The 19,812-nt window shown below is 39.5% G+C and carries 16 protein-coding genes; 7 read left to right on the forward strand and 9 right to left on the reverse strand.

From position 1 onward, the window contains the following. Together ACK8HY_RS15415 and ACK8HY_RS15420 are read left to right on the forward strand one after the other, a co-directional pair. Nucleotides 1-218: hypothetical protein (locus tag ACK8HY_RS15415; RefSeq protein ID WP_416134166.1), on the forward strand; the 218-nt coding region annotated here is incomplete at its 5' end. Between the two features lie 192 nt (nt 219-410). Further along, nucleotides 411-1,361, forward strand: a complete 951-nt coding sequence (locus ACK8HY_RS15420; RefSeq protein ID WP_077437745.1) for a TIGR01212 family radical SAM protein — start codon at nt 411-413, stop codon at nt 1,359-1,361. Between the two features lie 121 nt (nt 1,362-1,482). On the opposite strand, the gene ACK8HY_RS15425 is transcribed toward ACK8HY_RS15420, so the two are convergent. Next, nucleotides 1,483-1,950 (reverse strand): nucleoside triphosphate pyrophosphohydrolase family protein, encoded by a 468-nt coding sequence (locus ACK8HY_RS15425; protein ID WP_077437744.1) that lies wholly within the window; start codon nt 1,948-1,950, stop codon nt 1,483-1,485. A 103-nt stretch (nt 1,951-2,053) separates the two neighbouring features. After that, entirely contained in the window at nt 2,054-3,568 is a 1,515-nt protein-coding gene (locus ACK8HY_RS15430; RefSeq protein WP_077437743.1) for a pseudouridine synthase, read from the reverse strand. A 242-nt stretch (nt 3,569-3,810) separates the two neighbouring features. Here ACK8HY_RS15430 and ACK8HY_RS15435 point away from each other — a divergent pair, with 242 nt between their 5' ends. Then, a complete protein-coding gene (locus ACK8HY_RS15435; protein ID WP_077437742.1) occupies nt 3,811-4,623 on the forward strand; it encodes a lytic transglycosylase domain-containing protein in 813 nt (270 codons plus the stop codon). 99 nt (nt 4,624-4,722) lie between these two features. Here the strand turns inward: ACK8HY_RS15435 and ACK8HY_RS15440 are convergent, their stop codons facing one another. Continuing rightward, complete coding sequence (locus tag ACK8HY_RS15440; protein WP_077437741.1) at nt 4,723-5,370, reverse strand: LolA family protein; 648 nt, start codon at nt 5,368-5,370, stop codon at nt 4,723-4,725. 1 nt (nt 5,371) lies between these two features. Further along, complete coding sequence (locus tag ACK8HY_RS15445; RefSeq protein WP_077437740.1) at nt 5,372-8,110, reverse strand: FtsK/SpoIIIE family DNA translocase; 2,739 nt, start codon at nt 8,108-8,110, stop codon at nt 5,372-5,374. Nucleotides 8,111-8,384: 274 nt separating this feature from the next. On the opposite strand from ACK8HY_RS15445, the gene ACK8HY_RS15450 reads away from it, so the two are divergent. Next, on the forward strand, nt 8,385-8,894 hold the full coding sequence (locus ACK8HY_RS15450; RefSeq protein ID WP_077437738.1) for a GNAT family N-acetyltransferase: 510 nt from the start codon (nt 8,385-8,387) through the stop codon (nt 8,892-8,894). A 127-nt stretch (nt 8,895-9,021) separates the two neighbouring features. Here ACK8HY_RS15450 and tyrS read toward each other — a convergent pair whose 3' ends face one another. Then, nucleotides 9,022-10,302, reverse strand: a complete 1,281-nt coding sequence (gene tyrS / locus ACK8HY_RS15455; protein ID WP_077437737.1) for a tyrosine--tRNA ligase — start codon at nt 10,300-10,302, stop codon at nt 9,022-9,024. A gap of 103 nt (nt 10,303-10,405) precedes the next feature. Here tyrS and ACK8HY_RS15460 point away from each other — a divergent pair, with 103 nt between their 5' ends. Further along, entirely contained in the window at nt 10,406-11,089 is a 684-nt protein-coding gene (locus tag ACK8HY_RS15460) for a hypothetical protein (protein WP_077437735.1), read from the forward strand. 79 nt (nt 11,090-11,168) lie between these two features. After that, a complete protein-coding gene (locus ACK8HY_RS15465) occupies nt 11,169-12,863 on the forward strand; it encodes an amino acid permease (protein WP_077437733.1) in 1,695 nt (564 codons plus the stop codon). A 59-nt stretch (nt 12,864-12,922) separates the two neighbouring features. On the opposite strand, the gene rlmF is transcribed toward ACK8HY_RS15465, so the two are convergent. Together rlmF and ACK8HY_RS15475 are read right to left on the reverse strand one after the other, a co-directional pair. Beyond that, nucleotides 12,923-13,834, reverse strand: coding sequence for a 23S rRNA (adenine(1618)-N(6))-methyltransferase RlmF (rlmF, locus tag ACK8HY_RS15470; protein ID WP_077437732.1), 912 nt, complete (start codon nt 13,832-13,834; stop codon nt 12,923-12,925). Between the two features lie 76 nt (nt 13,835-13,910). Beyond that, on the reverse strand, nt 13,911-15,857 hold the full coding sequence (locus ACK8HY_RS15475) for a KUP/HAK/KT family potassium transporter (RefSeq protein ID WP_077437730.1): 1,947 nt from the start codon (nt 15,855-15,857) through the stop codon (nt 13,911-13,913). A gap of 259 nt (nt 15,858-16,116) precedes the next feature. On the opposite strand from ACK8HY_RS15475, the gene ACK8HY_RS15480 reads away from it, so the two are divergent. Next, nucleotides 16,117-16,548: a T9SS type A sorting domain-containing protein gene (locus tag ACK8HY_RS15480; RefSeq protein ID WP_077437729.1), complete on the forward strand. Its 432-nt coding sequence runs from the start codon at nt 16,117-16,119 to the stop codon at nt 16,546-16,548. Between the two features lie 84 nt (nt 16,549-16,632). Here the strand turns inward: ACK8HY_RS15480 and ispG are convergent, their stop codons facing one another. Together ispG and ACK8HY_RS15490 are read right to left on the reverse strand one after the other, a co-directional pair. Continuing rightward, on the reverse strand, nt 16,633-18,639 hold the full coding sequence (gene ispG / locus ACK8HY_RS15485) for a (E)-4-hydroxy-3-methylbut-2-enyl-diphosphate synthase (RefSeq protein WP_175992085.1): 2,007 nt from the start codon (nt 18,637-18,639) through the stop codon (nt 16,633-16,635). Between the two features lie 45 nt (nt 18,640-18,684). After that, nucleotides 18,685-19,635, reverse strand: a complete 951-nt coding sequence (locus tag ACK8HY_RS15490) for a LiaI-LiaF-like domain-containing protein (protein ID WP_139351199.1) — start codon at nt 19,633-19,635, stop codon at nt 18,685-18,687. Between the last annotated feature and the right edge of the window lie 177 nt (nt 19,636-19,812).

A 19,812-nucleotide genomic window follows, 5' to 3' on the forward strand; every position in this document is an offset into this window, starting at 1 on the left:
AGGTCGGTGCCTTTTTTTACACGGAAGCCCTTGCTGGAAACAGTCAAGGGCTTCTTTCGTTTGCATACTTTACTCTTCTCTTGCTTTTCTGGGGCAGCCAACAGGGCTGGATGGGAAGTTCCGTACAGTCCCTTTATTCCTGCAACAGGATTTTATTGGACAATCGTTTGCAGTCCACAAGCTCTTTTACAAAACTAGATATCTATATTAACTGTTAGGCAGAACCTATAATAAGTCCCCTTTGTACTGATAGGATTTCATATAGCACGCAGTGACCATATGAGTCTTCAGAATATTGTTTGCTTGGGCAGAAGTATCTTTGAAAATGACACAATAATGGAAGACGCTTTCAAGCTTTGTTCCTGAGCAGTAATCTATTTGTGATTTTTATTAAGTAACTTTGCAGCGCAATGGGTACATTATTGGATAACGGAATTAAACCGTATAATCATTACGGGGCTTATTTAAAGCAAAAGTATAACGGACAGAAAGTGTTTAAAGTGATTGTGGATGGCAATTTTACATGCCCCAACCGTGACGGTAGTAAAGGGTATGGTGGCTGTACTTACTGTAATGTTGATTCTTTTACACCAGATACAGCCCGTAAAATTCCTTCGATACGCGAGCAGGTTGAATCCGGGATTGAAAGAGCGCGTAATAGCTACGGTGCGGAAAAGTTTATCATCTATTTCCAGCCCAATACAAATACCTATGCACCCACACATCTGTTGAAAATGATGTATGATGAAGCGTTAAGCATAGATCCCGAAAATACATTAGGTCTTTCCGTGGGCACACGTCCGGATTGTCTGGACTTTGAAAAAATAGCCTTGCTGGAATCCTATACAGATCGTTATGATGTCGATCTGGAAATGGGTATGGAGTCTATTTATAACGATACTTTGGATAAAATCAACAGAGGATGCTCGCACGACGAATTCGTTAAAACGATGGATATGCTAAAGGATACACCTTTGGAACTCTGTGTCCATACAATTTTCGGATTTCCATGGGAGACTGAGGAAATGATGTTAAAGTATGCGGATGAGATCAATCGCTTCCCGCAAATTAAGTTCGTCAAACTGCATCATTTACATATTGTGGAAGGCTCTATTATGGGCGTAAAATACAAGCGTGAGCCTTTTGAATTATTTTCTATGGAAGGCTATACGGATTTCTTGTCCAAATTTATACCACGTTTGCGTTCAGACCTGATTATTCAGCGTATTTTCGGTATTGCCGATAAGGAGCTGTTGATCGCGCCTAACTGGGGATTGCCGAAGTCAGGTATTCAGACCTATATCGACAAAGGGCTAGAGGCCCGGAAAGTAGTGCAAGGCAGTCTCTTTCAATGCAATTAATAGAGTTCTCCGATGAAAAATAGATTATAACATTCCATAAAGATTGGAAATTAAGATATCCTAAAATAAATACGGCCTCCATAGGAGGCCGTATTTATTTTAGGATATACCCTATGGCAAATTATCCTTCGACAATGCTCTTGAGATCCGCTGGAGAATAATTAATGGATTTGAGTGTTTTATTGTCAGCTGTTCTAAAGACTAAAAATTTCCCGTCAACTTCTTTATAGTAAGATTCTACTCCTTTCAGTTTATAATGTTCTTGGGTGGCGATAGCTTCGGCTTCGTCCTTACATGCTTTACTCATGTTAGAGCGCTGTACTTCATCGAAAAGCGCTGAAAACTTGTCTTTTAAGCCAAATTCAAGAACAGCTCCAGCCAAGACGTATTGAATATCACATAAGGCGTCTGCGATTTCCACAAGATCTTTGTCCTGAATAGCTTCTTCGAGCTCTTTTAGCTCTTCAGCGATCAAAGAAACCCGTAAGGCACATCTTTGTTCGGAAGGAATCGTCGGTGCATCCAAGATCGGATGTTGAAATGTCTTATGGAATTCCGCTACGGATGAAAGTGTTTTTGGATCAGTCATATTCTTTAATTTTTTATACTCTTCTTATCAGGAGCAAATATAAAAAATAAAGGACGGTTAACTGAATGACCGTCCTTTATTTTATGTATCAAATGTAATTTGATTAAATCAAATGTTTCAATTGCACAATTTCTCTCTCTTCCAGATATCTCCAACGTCCGCGTGGTAAATCCTTTTTCGTCAGGTTTGCATAAACAACACGATCTAACTTGACGACCTCATAACCCAAAGATTCAAAAATACGGCGTACAATACGGTTTTTACCAGAGTGGATCTGAATACCTATTTCTCTTTTGGAACCTCCTTGTACATAGCTTAAATCATCTGGTTTGATGACACCGTCTTCCAATTCAATACCAAAATTAATTTTATTGAAATCTCCTTGAGTAAGACTCTTGTTAAGCTCTACATTGTAAATTTTGCTGATGCTGTTGCGAGGGTGGGAAAGTTTTTCCGCAAGATTGCCATCGTTTGTCATCAAAAGTAATCCTGTGGTATTTCTGTCAAGACGGCCAACAGGATAAATCCGTTCTTTGGTTGCTTTGGAAACTAGCTCCATTACCGTATGACGTTCCTGAGGATCATCCGTAGTCGTAATATAGTCCTTTGGTTTATTAAGTAGAACATAGACCATTTTCTCGCGCTTTAGACGTTCGTTGTTATAACGGATTTCGTCTGTCGCAGGATCAACTTTAGTCCCTAATTCAGAAACCGGCTCTCCGTTTACCCAAATTACTCCTGCAGCGATTAATTCGTCCGCTTTACGTCTGGAACAGATGCCCGCATTGGCGATATATCGGTTTAAGCGGATTAGGCCGTCATCTTCTGTTGAAGTTTCAGCTTTCTTTTTAGGACGCTTAATATATTGCTTCTCGTCAAAATTTTTGTTTTCATCAAAGTTTCTGTTTCTATCGCCATCAAATTTTCTATTGGATGGTTTATAAGGTCTGTCGAAACTTTTGTTGCGATCGTTTGAGGAGCGCTCATTGTTATCAAAACGTTTGTACGAGTCTCTTTTTTCAAAGGAACCTTCTCTGCGGTCAAAAGACCGTGCCGTATCTCTCTTGTCGAAAGATCTTGAAGAATCATTTCTATCCGAGCGTCTGAAACCATCTCTTTTATCAAAAGACCGTGATGAATCACTTCTGTCTGTACGTTTGAAGCTATCTCTTTTATCAAATGAACCTTCTTTTCTATCGAAAGATCTAGAAGAATCATTTCTATCCGAACGTTTGAAATTATCTTTTTTATCGAAAGGACGTTCAGATTTATCAAATTTGTTGAAGGAATCTCTCTTGTCAAAAGATCTTGATGATTCATTTCTGTCAAATGAACGACCGCCTCTATTGAAAGGTCTGTCTGCGTTATCTTTTGAACGGAAGGAGTTGCTTTCCCCTCGAAATGAAGGTTTGTCTGCGTATTTATTAGATCCAAATGATCTGTTTTCACGGTTGTCATCTTTTCTGAAAGAACCTCTTTCAGATTGGTCCTTTGAACCAAAGGATGATTTTTTACCGAAACTATTGTTCTTGTCGCCTCTAGATTTGAAGTTATCTGAGTTGCCCCGTGACTTTCTGGAGTTGTCATCACGACTGTTCCTTTTATTGCTGAATGGCATTGTGTTTTGCTAAAATGTGAACTGCAAAGTTAGGCATAATTTTGGGTTTTGCGAAAAAATCCTTATCTTTTTGTCTTTTCTCGCATTTTAGTGATTTGAGCGCTAAAAAAAGCCCTTTAAGATAGCTGTAACGTAACTATTTGTTTTTTAAATAAATACTATTTATCTTTGTACCCTTGAATTTGAACCAAGCTATTTTTTGATCGAATTTACTCGTGGATAGGATAGCATTAAGGGAGTGAATGATAAGAAAGAAAGTATTATGTAGTAGTTTGATTTTGTTTGCTTTATTGCTGTCAAAATTATACTCAACCCCACACAACAACACTTCTGGCAGCGATAAGATCGTTGCGGCGAAGTTGGTCGAAACTCCAGCTCATCATGGAGGCGACGAAGAGAAAAAAGAAAAAAGGAATTCTTTTGAATCTTACCTGAGTTCATTAACGTTTGCTGAAGATTCATTACCGATGGATCGCCCCTTGGTGGAAAGCAAATTGCGGAAGTTCTTCAGTAGGTTTTCATTTAAAAAAACAGGATCGTATGATATGCATAAAAAGGCGGAAACCTACCTGCCTACGATCGCCAAGATCCTGAAATCACATGGTATTCCAGAAGATTTTAAGTACATCCCATTGGTGGAGAGCGGTCTGAGCAAGGCTGTTGTTTCTTCTAAAGGGGCTGGTGGTTATTGGCAATTTATGCCAGCAACGGCACGCTTGTATGGTCTGCGGGTCAACGGCGCAGTGGATGATCGAAAGGATCTCATAAAATCTACTCATGCGGCAGCCCGTTATTTAAAATACCTCTACGCTCAATTCGGTAACTGGACGTTGGTGGCAGCCGCTTACAATGTAGGTGATGGTAGTTTAAAAGGTTCGATAAGAAGGCAGAAAAAGGATGATTACTTTGCTTTGAAATTGAACAATGAGACCGGATCTTATGTGTATAAATTGGTTTCCATGAAGGAAATTATCGAGCATCCACAGAAACACGGTTATTCCCGTTATGCAGATAAAGAGACAGAGACGCTGGACAAAGAACCTAATATGCTGTAGATATAGCGACTAGACATTAACAAAAAAGGATTTCCCATTGGGAAATCCTTTTTTGTTACGTTATTTGGCCAGCGGTTTGATCCAATGTGCTGGCAGATCTTATCTTAGGTCGACAATGTCGAATCCCGCGTAGTTATTTTTGTTGAAAGTGAAGAAGCTGGATGCAATGTTCTTGTTTCCTTCCTGTGCATTCAAGGTGTAGGTATAACGATTACCACTCTTATCAAAAATAGTCGTATCATAAATCAAATTATTCGCTTTATTGATCCGCAATTTAATTTTGGAATAGTTCTTTTTGCTATCAACCGGTGTCAATTCCACAACACTTAAACTCGTTCCCTTTGCTTTTTCCGCACGTGCTAAAGCATACTTGAACCCGGAGGTATAAAACGAGAAAATATTTGTGGGATTGATCTCATTTGTCGAGTTGCTTGCTTCCGATATTTCAACTTCTTTCTCTGCTTTCATGATATTCCATTGCGTTTTGGAATCTGAAATCAGAATTTGATTTTTGGTGTTGACATGGTATTTGTTATTTGCCTTGTCGAGATACAGTGTGCCTACATCGCTGTGCGTACCGCCATTTGCTTGTCTGATGTCCAATGTGAAACCAGCCTGTATGGTCTTATATCCATTGTATTTTTGACTTATTTTATTAAGTAATGCTTTTGCGTCATTTTGTGCATAGCCATATTGACTCCCTATAAGTAGCAAAAAGCTCAGCACTAATCCGAGTTGTTTTTTCATGTTAATTGTTTCTTAGCGTCTCCAAATACTGTTCTAATGAATATTCATCGGGATAAAGTACTTCACGTGCTTTACTTCCTTCAAATGGGCCTACAATTCCGGCGGCTTCCAGTTGATCGATGATTCGTCCAGCTCTGTTATAACCCAATTTCAATTTACGTTGGATTAAGGATGTAGAGCCTTGTTGATGCATGACAATCAAACGGGCAGCTTCTTCAAACAATTGATCGCGATCTTTTGGATCAAAATCTACACTACCTGAACCCTCTCCGTTTTCATCTACATATTCCGGCAGCATAAATGCCGATGGATAACCGCGTTGCGCTCCGATGTAATCGGAAATCTGTTCAACTTCTGGTGTATCGACAAATGCACACTGGATACGTATCAAATCACTTCCAGTAGCCAGTAGCATATCCCCGCGACCAATTAACTGGTCTGCTCCGCCCGTATCTAAGATAGTTCGCGAATCTACTTTCGATAATACACGGAAAGCAAGACGTGCCGGGAAGTTGGCTTTGATTGTACCTGTAATGATATTGACTGAAGGACGTTGGGTCGCAATGACCAGGTGAATTCCCACGGCACGGGCCAATTGGGCCAATCGTGCAATAGGGGTTTCGACTTCTTTTCCGGCAGTCATCATCAAATCGGCAAACTCATCAACAATAAGAACGATATATGGTAAGAATCGATGACCCTCCTCAGGGTTTAATCTACGATTGATAAATTTTGCATTATATTCCTTTAAATTCCGAACCTGTGCGTTTTTCAATAGGTCATAACGCTGGTCCATTTCAATACAAAGTGAGTTTAAGGTATTGATTACCTTTTTTGTATCTGTAATGATCGCTTCCTCCTCATCCGGTAGCTTGGCCAAGAAATGGCGTTCAACTTTTTTGAATAGAGAAAGTTCCACTTTTTTAGGGTCGACAAGCACAAATTTAAGCTCAGCAGGATGCTTTTTGTACAATAGGGATGTCAAAATCGCATTGATACCGACTGATTTACCCTGGCCCGTAGCTCCCGCAACCAAAAGGTGGGGCATCTTTGCCAAATCAGCAATGTACACTTCATTGGATATGGTTTTTCCCAAGGCAATTGGTAAATCCATATCCGTTTTTTGGAATTTCTCCGTCGCTAAAACCGAGCGCATGGAGACCATTTCTGGACTCGAATTTGGTACCTCGATCCCGATGGTTCCTTTACCTGGCATTGGTGCAATAATCCGGATTCCGAGTGCCGCAAGGCTTAAGGCAATATCGTCTTCCAGGTTTTTGATTTTTGAAATCCGTACACCTGGTTTCGGGATAATCTCATATAAGGTAACCGTAGGTCCGATTGTCGCTTTTATACTTTCAATCTCAATGCTATAATTTCTAAGCGTATCAACAATCTTGTTTTTGTTGGCTTCAAGTTCATGTTGATTGATCGTTATTTTCCCTGTTCCGTAATCTCTGAGCAAGTCAAGTGTCGGATGTTGATAGCCTGATAGGTCTAATTTTGGGTCATATTGACCAAATTGGGCAACAAGATCACTTGCTGTTATTTCCTTTTCCTCTTTGATGTCTTCGACAACTAGACCTGGGATTACAGCAACCTCAAGAGGAGGTTCTGGCTCCGCAGGTGCTGCAATCGATATGCTCGGACTGGAATTCGCCTGAAGGTGTAGGGTATCTTCTTCATCTTCGTTATCATCCTCCGGTTGATCAATGGTGAAGCTAATTGAGGGCGTATGTTCTGTGCGTTCCAGCGGGCTATCATCAAAGGTGAGGACAACCTTGTCCTTTGGATCTATTTGTGCCTCTGGTATGGGATGATGCGTAAATGCGGGGCGCTCAAGCTCTTCCTGTAAATTTTTCTCCCGATTGGATTGAAACCGTTCATTGATTGAAGTTGGCCGTTGGAAGGATTCTCTCACAGATTGTATCGAATCATCTTCAACATGAACTTTCGTCCTTAAACTATTTGTGGAATAGGAATCTTCTTCGTCTTCATCCTCGAGATCCTCGGATAACGATTTGGATTTGCGATTGCTAAACAAGACGAATTTAAAATCTAAATTGTACAAGAGTATCAATGTCGTCAGGTACGCGAATGCTAAAATACAGCCCACACCCACAACTCCCACCTGTGCTTCCAAGAGCTTATTGGTCCAAAAACCAAATTTACCTTCCAGCATATGTGGTGTATCTGCCATAAAACCGTGTAAAAATCCCAATGTGACTGAAATAAAAACAATCGCTACAAATGAATAAACGACAGTGCGGTATAGTGGAAGTAATGATTTTTTGAATAATAAACGATAGCCCAAAATGAACAATACCGGGATAAAAAGGAAAGAAGCAACCCCAAACCACTCATACATAAACTGGTTGGCAAGTAAGGCTCCAAATTTTCCTAACTTATTGTCAACGACAGGTAGTTCGACAGCCTCATCGTGAATTTCTTCGGACGAACTAAAAAGGGTGCTCCAACCGCCATTTGTTTTGGCGATATAACTTTGGTCATCTTCCCAGGTAAAAAGATAGGAAACAAAAGCGGTGGCAAAGGCCAATGAAAGTAAGATCAACAAAATCCCTAAAATTTTGACAGTCTTCTGCTGGGCATCTGAATAATCTCTAGGGATGCTGGGCTTTTGACTTTTTTCCTTTTTAAATGTTGCCGATTCTTTTGATAGGGCACGCTTGCCAGAAACTGAATTTCCTGCCTGCCTAAATGTATTTCCTTTATTTGACATTGAAAAGCTCACAATTATACTGCTTACAAACTTAGTTATTTTGATAGTATTTTGAAGATCATGTAGACTATTATTTTAAGTTTGTATTTTTTTCATAAACGAATAATTTCAGATAGGCTACTAAATGAATAATAGCAATTATAACTAGCAAATACTATGCCCTGAGAAGAGATTTGCTATTAAGATAGCGGTAAACAGGAAAGAATAGTCCTGTTTGGTCTGTCTTTTAGAGTTAAAGTAAATTATGTAGCTTTACTGATCAAATTAAGGCATTATGAATAAGTTTCAGATACGGAAAGCGAAACAAACTGATAAAGGAAGAATTTGGGAGATTATACAGCAGGCAATAGCATTGCGCAAGGAGCAGGGGAGCCGGCAGTGGCAAGACGGTTATCCAAATGAGGATGTAGTGCAATCTGATATCGATAGAGAATATGGGCATGTGTTGGAATTTGATGGTAACATCATTGGGTATGTTGCTATTATTTTCGATATTGAGCCTGCTTACAATGATATTGATGGTAAATGGCTTAGCGATGGTGAATATGTAGGCATTCACCGTTTGGCTTCGGCTCAGGATCCCCATATAAAAGGTGTTGGTACGGCTATTATGCAAGGAGTGGAAGAAATCGCTGTCCAGAATGCTGTATATAGTATCAAGGTAGATACGAATTTTGATAATGCCGGTATGTTACATGTATTTGACAAGTTGGGCTATCAATATTGCGGGGAGGTGTATTTTCGCGGTGCCTCCCGTCGTGCTTTTGAAAAGCTATTGAAATAAATGGTTAAAGGGCCGAAATGAGTTTAAAATGGGTTAGGTTCTTGTGACCTAGTGGAGTGGCTATTTATCAGAAATAAAAAACCCTTTTAACACGGTTAAAAGGGTTTTTTATTAAATAAAACTACACTTATGCAATAATCAAATAATAGTTTTTCTTGCCTCGCTGTGCAATGATGTATTTATTATTCACCAAATTGCTTTCGGTGATAATTTGCTCGCTATCTGTTACTTTTTCGCGGTTGATAGAAACACCACCTCCTTGGAGCATTTTACGTGCTTCGCCTTTTGAAGGGAAAACCTGCGTATTTACAGCTAAAAGATCGAGAATATTGATTCCTGCCTTTAGATCTTCTTTTGTTACTTCGAACTGCGGAATACCTTCAAATACTTCCATTACAGCCTCGTGATCCAGGTTGTCTAAAAATTCCAATGTGCCATTGCCAAAAAGAAACTCAGATGTCTTGATCGCAGTTTCATAAGCTTCTTCGGAGTGCGTACGAATGGTAATATCTTTGGCCAATGCTTTTTGGACAATGCGTAAATGTGGTGCTGCGTCATGTTCAGCAATGATCGCCTCAATTTCAGCCTGTGGTTTAAGCGTAAAGATCTTAATCCAGTTTTTAGCATCGTCATCGGATGTGTTTAACCAGAATTGGTAATATTTATAGGGTGAAGTCTTCTTTGGATCAAGCCACACTGCTCCAGATTCTGTTTTACCGAATTTTTGGCCATCTGCTTTTTTAATCAATTGTGTGGTGATTGCATAAGCTGTGCCTTGATCCTGGCGACGGATCATTTCACTTCCGGTGACAATATTACCCCATTGATCAGATCCACCCATTTGTATTTTACAATTGTGGTGTTTCCATAGGTAATAAAAATCGTAACCTTGAATCAATTGATAGGTAAACTCCGTAAATGATAGACCATTGTCCCCTTCTAAACGTTTTTTTACGGAATCCTTTGCCATCATATAGTTTACGGTAATCATTTTACCGATATCACGAATAAAATCCAAAAATTTGAAATCTTTGAACCAGTCGTAATTATTAACCATTTGGGCATCATTTTCGCCTTCTCCAAATTCAAGAAATTTGCCTAACTGTTTTTTTAGACAGGTAACATTATGTTGTAAAGTTGCCTCGTCAAGTAAGTTACGCTCTGCAGATTTGAAAGAAGGGTCTCCAATCATTCCTGTTGCTCCACCTACCAATGCCACGGGTTTATGGCCCGCATTTTGGAAATGGATCAAGGTCATGATTTGAGTTAAGTGTCCTACGTGTAGAGAGTCTCCTGTGGGATCAAAGCCAATATAGCCAGCGACTTTTTCTTTATTCAGTAAGTCTTCAGTTCCAGGCATAATATCTTGCAACATGCCTCTCCAACGTAATTCTTCTACAAAGCTCATTGTTAAATGGATTTAATTTTTTAATTTACAAGATGCAAAGATAGGAGATTAAGCGTATATTGAGCGAATAATTCCTGATAAAAGCACACGCTAATAAGCTAATATGAATTTTTTATCCCATTTTTATTTTGAGCGGTTTGCGACCAATCCCGAGCGAATAATCGGTGGATTGCTACCCGACTTATTAAAAAATGCCGATAAAACTTTTGTGCTCAAGCCCCGACAATACGAAGATCAACTGCTGGATAATCCCTTGTTGGAACAACTTTATATCGGCTGGAACCGTCATATTGAAGTTGATCGCCTTTTTCATAATTCAACGTATTTTTTTCATCATACACATCAATTAAAGTTACAGATACAGTCCAGTTTACAGGGACTGCCAATTCGGCCTTCCTTTATGGCACATATTGCATTGGAGCTATTATTGGATCATATCCTGACACAGCAAAAAGCGGTTTCCATAGATAAATTCTACACTGCAATGTCTCAGGTGAATGACGAGGCCGTGCGAAAATTTCTCAAAATAAACCAATTAGATGATATCCCTAAATTTGAGAAATTTTACCATCAATTTATTGACTGGAAATACATCTATGATTATGCACATATTGAAAAAATTGCTGGTGCGCTTTTCAATATCTGTAAACGTGTATGGCAATTTGAGGTTCAGGAGCAGCAACGTGAATTATTGACTTCTCAGTTGATTTCTTATTTACAGCATCATATGGGGGATTATCAGGAGATTTACCATGATATTCATTATGAATTGGTCGACTTTAAATAGTCTACCTGAAAAATACCAATAGTATAAGACCTTGAAAATATTTATTTTCGCATAATTTTACGTATAAAACTAATTTTACATGTCACATAGACTTTTTCGGAAGAAAAGTGTTGATCAGATCCTAGCGGATACCCAAAAGGAGGGTGGAACTGGCCTCGCGAAGGTTTTGGGGGTAACCGATCTGGTTTCATTGGGTATAGCCGCTATTGTGGGCGCTGGAATCTTTAGCACCATCGGATTAGCGAGTTATGAAGGTGGTCCCGCTGTTTCTCTTCTTTTTATTTTTACGGCCTTTGCCTGCGTGTTTACAGCTCTGGCATATGCACAGTTTGCTAGTACTGTACCCGTCTCCGGATCGGCTTATACGTATGCTTATGTGGCTTTTGGAGAACTGTTTGCCTGGATTATAGGTTGGGCGCTCGTGTTGGAATATGCGGTTTCCAATACTGTTATTGCTATTTCCTGGTCGCAGTATTTTGTTTCGATGCTGGAGGGCTTTGGTTTACATATCCCCGCTTGGCTTTCCATGGCGCCCGGATACGCTTATGATGCTGTTGATAAAATGAACCAACACGGTGTAGCAAGCCTTACGGCCATTGACCAACATGGTCTAGCAGCTTTTAACAGCGCTCCTCGGATCGCAGGAATGCCTATTATATTTGATTTGCCGGCAGGTGTAATTACATTTTTGGTTACGTGGCTTGTTTATATAGGCATCAAGGAGTCCCAAAAAGCGAGTATGATTATGGTGATGATCAAGGTCGGGATCATCCTAGCGGTTATTTTTGGTGGTATATTTTACGTGAAACCTGAAAATTGGACTCCTTTTGCGCCAAATGGCTTACAAGGGGTGCTTGGAAGTGTGGCTGCCGTATTCTTTGCTTTTATCGGGTTTGATTCGATTTCCACAACTGCTGAGGAATGTAAAAATCCGCAACGGGATCTGCCTAAAGCCATGATTTATTGCCTACTGATCTGTACGGTATTGTATGTTGCTATTACTTTGGTTCTTACAGGTATGGTAAACTACACCGAACTTAATGTCAAAGATCCTTTGGCGTTCGTGTTTAAATATGTCGGATTTGACCATATGGCTGGCATTATATCGGTAACATCGGTTATTGCGATTACGAGCGCACTCTTGGTCTATCAATTGGCTCAACCAAGGATTTGGATGACAATGAGCCGGGATGGTTTATTGTGGAAGAAGTTTGCGACAATTCATCCAAAATATAAAACACCTTCTTTCGCAACAATTGTAACGGGTCTAGTCGTCGCAATTCCTTCTTTATTTTTCAAGATGGACTTTTTTGTCGATTTGACAAGCGTCGGTACCTTCTTTGCTTTTATTTTAGTGTGTGCTGGTGTACTGTATATGGACTATTCGGGCTTATCGGCCAAATCTAAATTTAAAGTTCCATACATCAATGGTAAATATATAGTAGGACTAGGACTTCTTGTCGCAATAGTAATGATTTCTATCTATGCGAAGGAGACCATACAGGAGTGGAAGTCTTTATCACTGGTTGAAATCCTAGAGCATAAAATGTTGGTGATTATTTTTTGGCTTACCTGGCTGGGGTTGAGCGTTTATAGCTTTAAGATGAATTTTTCGCTCTTGCCTGTTATTGGAATTTTGATCAATTTGTATCTGATGACGGAGCTCGGGGCCAGTAACTGGATTATTTTTGTGATTTGGTTGGTGATTGGACTGGGCGTTTATTTTATGTATGGCTATAAACATTCCAAGTTAAATAAATCGGTATCTATTTAGTGCTGGAATCTAATTCTTTAAACAAAAAAGGAGCTTTTAAAGCTCCTTTTTTGTTTAATTTAAAATCGCCACAATAGGATTCGGCTTACTTTGTTGCCTTGTTCCATGCGGATGACTTCAGATTCTTTTACGTTGATTTTTTTTAGTTTATGCTGTAAGAAACGGACATCTTCACGGTGAGCCACCAATGAAGAGAACCATTTAACCTGATCTTTATAGAACTGACTTTCAAATATCATGCGAGTCAAGAAGGCTTTCTCGCCACCATCGCACCAAAGCTCACTTCCTTGTCCTGAAAAAGTCTGCACAACAGTGTTCTCGTCTAATTTAGCATTTTTTATACCCGTGGTTTTACGTACGGATTGTTGTAATGCTTCTGTTTGGGAACTAAAGAAGGGCGGGTTGCAGATGATCATATCAAATTTTTCATCTGGAAGAATGATATCTTTGAAAATCGCTTTTGGATTGTTTTGTAATCTTATCTGGATGTTCTTTTTTAAGCTCATGTTGGTACGCGTAATTTCAATCGCGTTTTTATAAGCTCTTTTAATAATTTCTGAGCCAACAAAACTCCACCCATATTCTTGGTGGCCGATAATAGGATAGATACAACTCGCTCCCACGCCGATATCGAGGACCCGTACTTTCCCCCCTTTTGGGATTTCGCCATTATTATCTCTGGCAAGTACATCAGCAACATAATGGATATAGTCTGCTCTGCCTGGGATAGGTGGGCATAGATTTTCTTTTGGAATATCCCAATGTTGGATGTGATAGTATTTTTTTAGAAGTGCTTGATTTAATACTTTAACAGCTTCGGGATTGTTAAAATCAATCGTTTTGATTTTATAGGCATTGAGTGTAACAAAATCTTTTAATGAGGGTTCGATTTTGCTAAGCTCGTCAAAATTGTAATTATCGAGATGTCTATTTCGAGGGTGTAATTTCTTTGTTGGATTAGCGTCTGCCATGTTATAATATTTGCAACAAAAGTAATGGAATTCTATTGAATAAAAAAGGTGATGCTTTTGCACCACCTTTAATGACTTAATCTTTCCGTGTGAGATGAACCTCCGATGTCTGCGGAAAGTTTAACGGAACCCGCTCAATCGTAACGAAACTGGAGTCCAGACCGAATCCTTTTTCTTCCGATAAGCTCATTTTTTTCAGGTATCCGTAAATATCCATAATGACTTTTTCGATCCAGGACATCTGGTTGGTTTTGGACAGTACTTTTTCCAGTACAACAAATTTAAAATCTCCAGGGATATTATGTTTACGCAATGTGTCGTATTGGCTTGTAATGTCGATTTCGCCTTTTTTAACCATGTCTTCAACGACTTTCCTGAAAAGTAGACTGATACGCTGTTCTTCTCTAAAACCTAATTTAAAGTCGATCCGTATAAGTTTTCCAGGGATTAGTTGATCAATGGAGTACTCCCGGGTGTGGGGATGATCCATCACATCTACATGGACTAACCAGTAAACGTCAGCGCGCTTAGGTTTTTTATTAATGATGGAGTAGATAATTTTTGCTTCAATTTCAGATTTGAAATTTGCGCTGGTCAAGTATACCAAATGTGAAGCAAAAGGCGGTACGGACTTGTCTTCACTCAATTCCGATATAATCGGATAGTATTTGTTGATATTGATAAAATTGACAAAACGATTTTTAATCTTACGCGCGGTATACCAACAATACATTGTACCAAACAGGGCGATTGCCAACAAAAGTGTCAACCAGCCACCATGGGCAATTTTTACACCGTTACCGATCAAAAAGGTTAATTCGATCACAAAATAGGCAACTAAGAAAACGCCAATCAGTACGCGATTGACTTTCTTCATCGCTAGGAAATATCCCATTAAAACGGTTGTCATCAGTACCGTTAAGTTAATGGCGAGACCATAGGCTGCATCCATTTTGCTCGATTCTTCAAAAACCCAGATAACAATCATACAGCCAATCCAGAGAATAAGGTTGATCGAAGGTACATAGAGTTGCCCTTTATGCTCGCTTGGGTAGCGGATGGCGACTTTGGGCCAGATATTTAGACGTACAGCTTCTGAAATTAAGGTATAGGATCCGGATATCATGGCCTGACTGGCGATCACGGCAGCAATAGTTGCGATAGCAATACCGTAACCGATAAACCAATCTGGCATAATGGAGTAAAACGGATTTGCTCCACCTAAAACACGACCTTCCTGTGTTAATAACCAGGCGCCTTGACCAAAATAATTTAATACCAATGTGATCTTGACATAGATCCAGCTAATGCGAATATTGGCCTTGCCACAGTGTCCCATATCTGAATACAAGGCTTCCGCTCCTGTTGTACAGAGGAATACTGCCCCGATCAAGAGTAAGGAGTGTGGGTAAGTTACTAGGATATGAAAGGCATAATATGGATTAATCGCCTTCATGACCTCCGGTGCCAAATGTAGGTGAGATAAACCAAGGACACCAATAATGGTGAACCATATGGTCATTAATGGGCCGAATACCTTTCCAACAACAGAAGTACCAAACCGTTGAATAATAAAAAGTAGGGAAATAATTGTAACGACAATAGGTACAGTGGGTAACCCTGGAAATTTAATGTCCAAACCTTCTATCGCAGAGGATATGGTGATGGCTGGTGTAATCATCCCGTCAGCTAGTAGCGTTGCTGCGCCGATCATTGCAGGGAAAATCAACCATGGTGCCCGTTTGCGAACTAAAGAATAAAGTGAAAGAATCCCACCCTCGCCTTTGTTGTCCGCACGCAGGGTTACCCAAACGTATTTGATGGTTGTTTGCAGTGTCAGTGTCCAAAATACGCAGGAGAGACCACCCAAAACAAGATCTTTTTGAATGGCACCTTGTCCCATGATTGCTTTGAAGACATATAGCGGTGAGGTACCGATATCTCCAAACACGATTCCTAAACTGATCAATAATCCAGCGAAGCTTACTTTATTGATACTGTTGTGATGACTGTTATCTGTCATTTAATGATTATTTTATTTCAAAATATAATGCAAAAATATACTTTTTGTTTGTACTTTAAACAAGTACATTTACTGCGCCAAATTTTAGCATTTCATTTGACATGCGCAATAGCTGTTAAAATTTGTTAAAAGAATCTACCGATCCTTACTTTCACTAAAAAACTTTTAAACAAAATACTAACTTTGTTGTTGATAATTCAAATAGTTAGCGTTATATTTGATTAAACCGTAACCAATATTTGAAGTCTAATTTAACACTATGAGGAGAAATCTACTTAAAGCAGCTTATTTAACACTTATTACCGCACTGACTTTGTGCAGCGGGGTAGGACAGGTGTATGCGAATTCTCCTGATAACCATACTTCTTTGCAAGCTACTTGGAATGAAAATGCGGAATTTGGAGATAATAATATCAAGGATACCGAGAAATTAATCAATAATGTGAAAGTATTCTATAATCCTATCGCCGAACAGGTTAACCTTTCCTTTAAATTAGCAAAGTCGTCTGCTGTATCTATTAAAGTCATGGATGCTTTAGGCAACGAAATTTTACAACTAATGAACGGAAATCTTGAGGCTGGTGTGCAGAATCTTTCTTTTGAACATGGCGGTAAATTAACAACCGGTTTTTATTTCCTGCGGGTCGTTGCGGGATCAGAGACTGTGGTAAAAAGATTTTCTGTTCGCTAATTTTTTGATAATAAGATAAGATTTGACAAATCAAAATCATTATAAAAAAAAGAAGGGAATCATTTGATTCCCTTCTTTTTTAATTTATTCTTGAACTTCATCAACCCATAGCCCATCCTCTTGGATGATCTTGATCAATTCGTCTAATGCTTTTGCGGAACTTACATTCTTTTTGACAACCTTTTGGCCTCTATATAGGGTTACTTTGTCAGGACCAGCACCAACATAACCATAATCCGCGTCTGCCATCTCGCCGGGACCATTCACGATACAACCCATGATGCCTATTTTAAGGCCTTTGAGGTGATTGGTACGACTACGTATCATTTGGGTAGTCTCCTGAAGATCAAATAATGTTCTACCACAGCTCGGGCAAGAGATGTATTCTGTTTTTGATATTCTCGAACGGGTTGCCTGCAATATTCCAAAGGAAAGAGATGCGATATTTTCTAATGGTGTAGCCGGAGAATCAATCCATATACCCGAACCTAAACCATCGATTAATAATGCTCCCATGTCTGTGGAAGCATACAATTGTATTTTCGAGATCGGTTCCTCTGGATCCATAAATTCACCCATAGGACCTGAAAAGTACTCTTTACGATAGGACCTTTTGATAATAACGGGATTATCGATACCGATTTCTTGCAGATTTCGGAAAAATTGCCGTTGATCGGCCATCCCGTGTGTATGATCGGTTTCTAATATAAATACAACGGTCTTGTCTAGCGGTAAGGATTCAAATAGCGGGCTCGTTAAGTCCGTATTACGAATTTTTACCATATTCAGCACACTGTCCTTATTTTCTGCATGAACAAACTCTTCCAATGTATAGAGTGGATGGATATTTGTTTTGTCTTTAAGGTTAGACCAAGTCCCAAAATTATATACCTGTTTTAAATTTGCGGGCATATTAAATGAAGGGAGATGATCTCCTAGATAAACAAAATCTACGGATTGCTCACCCATATGATATTTATCCAAAAGCAGGTCATAGCGGTAACCAACTTTGGCTAGAATTTGCGCGTCTTTTAGATTCTCATTTGAGATATCTGTCACTATCCGGGGTACCAGCGAACCGCCAATGAAGGTATTGACCTCCTGGCTCTGATAGGGAATAGTGGGGCTATCTGGAGAGAGTTGTACAATTTCTGCTGTCGGTTGATTGGCCAAGGTTGCTTTTCGCTTGCTATATCTATTGACCAAAGCTATTGCCACCGGAGCTTCGCGTTCTGGCTCTTCGGTCAGGGAAACTCTTACCGTATCTCCAAGTCCGTCTTCCAGCAAGGTGCCTATCCCTACGGCAGATTTCACACGCCCGTCTTCTCCATCACCGGCCTCCGTTACACCAAGATGTAAGGGATAGTTCATGTTTTCGGCAACCATCTTTTCAACCAGCAGACGATAGGCTTTGACCATAACCTGAGGATTGGAGGATTTCATCGAAATGCATAGGTTATAGAAATTGAGATCTTCACACATCCGGATGAATTCCATGGCGGATTCTACCATTCCTTCCGGTGTATCACCATAATGGCTCATGATCCGATCTGAAAGCGAACCATGGTTTGTGCCAATTCGCATCGCAGTACCGTACTCCTTGCAAATGTTGACCAGTGGTGTAAACTTCGCATAGATTCGTTCAAGTTCTAATTTATATTCCGCTTCTGTATAGGATAACAGGTCAAATTTCTTCTTATCGGCATAGTTGCCGGGATTGACCCTAACTTTCTCGACAATACGGGCAGCTACCTCAGCCGCATTTGGCGTAAAGTGTATATCGGCCACTAAGGGTACATGGTAGCCTCTTTTGCGAAGCTCACTTTTTATATTTGCTAGGTTCTGGGCTTCTTTTATGCTAGGTGCAGTGATACGAACATATTCACAACCAGCTTCTACCATGCGAATGGTCTGTTCAACAGAACCCATCGTATCCATCGTATCCATCGTAGTCATACTTTGAATACGGATGGGGTTGTCTCCACCCATAGGGATATCACCAATCTGAATTTCCCTGGTTTTCCATCTCGAATATTCTACCTTGGAATTGCAATAGATTCCCGGTAAAGTCAACATATTACTTGTGTTCATATATAACACAAAGTTAGCTTTTCTTGACTAAAAATTCGCTGTCAATTAATATCTTCTGATTTTTATTGATGTAATTCCACCATTGATGTTGAAATCAAACTTTTCGGTCGCAGCATCATAATTTGTGGATTTCACCATACCATCTGTCTTGAGGAAATCGCCTTCATAAGAAGTTGATGATAAGGCATTATCACTAGTAATGCGGCAAGCTGCATTTTTTGGAATGGAAATTTCAATGGATGATGCTCCGGCATCCATGGATATTTTTGTATTCGCTAAAGGTTGTCCAAGTTTTAATCTTAGACTTGTCGCACCAGCATCAATATCCAATACTTCAACTTTATAGGGTGAAAGATCCAGTTTGGCATCGATGGCGCCGATATCAAAGTTTAGCTTCCACACGATAGCCGGGTTGAGTGCAATGTAGGTATTGTTGTTTTTGCTGTTAAAATCTTTGTCTTTGGATTTACCTTTTAAGTTGATGTTTATTTTATCTGGAGATTCGCCATGAGTCGTCATCCCCAAGAGGTAATCACCGGAGGTATTATACGCGGTGAAGATGGACGATGTTGTGGTGCTATCGTTTTTTAAAGAAGTAGCTCCAAGATCGATATTCAAAGTTGCGCTTTGGATTTTATTGTCCAAGGGTACCTGTAGTTTTTGTGTTGTATAGTTGGTCTTATCGTTCGGATCGTCGTCACTATGAATGTGCAAACCTTTATTTTTGAGTAATTGCGTTAATAAAGGTTCTTTCGGAGTGGATAAACCGATATAAGTAAGAAAGCCCAATATGACCACAGTAGCACCTATGGCAATAAACTGTCCTATTTGTTGATCCTTCGGTACCAACATGCGGATCCCGGCAAGGACAATGAATAAGGGCCAATACCTGAAAATTCCAACCCAGTTAAAGGAGATGCTATTGAGTTGGGATAGTAAAAGAATAATCCCTATAAAAAGAATTGTAATTCCAGTTGTTATACGTTGTGTATTCATGACTAATTCCGTTTTGTTATATACCCCAAAAGTAAATCGCTTTATTGGACACTGTATGAAAGATTAGGCTATTATACATAAAAATTCGGTAAATGTGACTAATTGGTCGGTAAGTAATTTCGTTTTTCTCCCACTTTTTGGGATTCTGCTTGTTTATATATTTGTTGGAATTAATTA

The sequence above is a fragment of the Sphingobacterium sp. NGMCC 1.201703 genome (assembly GCF_047784615.1).
GTDB lineage: Bacteria > Bacteroidota > Bacteroidia > Sphingobacteriales > Sphingobacteriaceae > Sphingobacterium.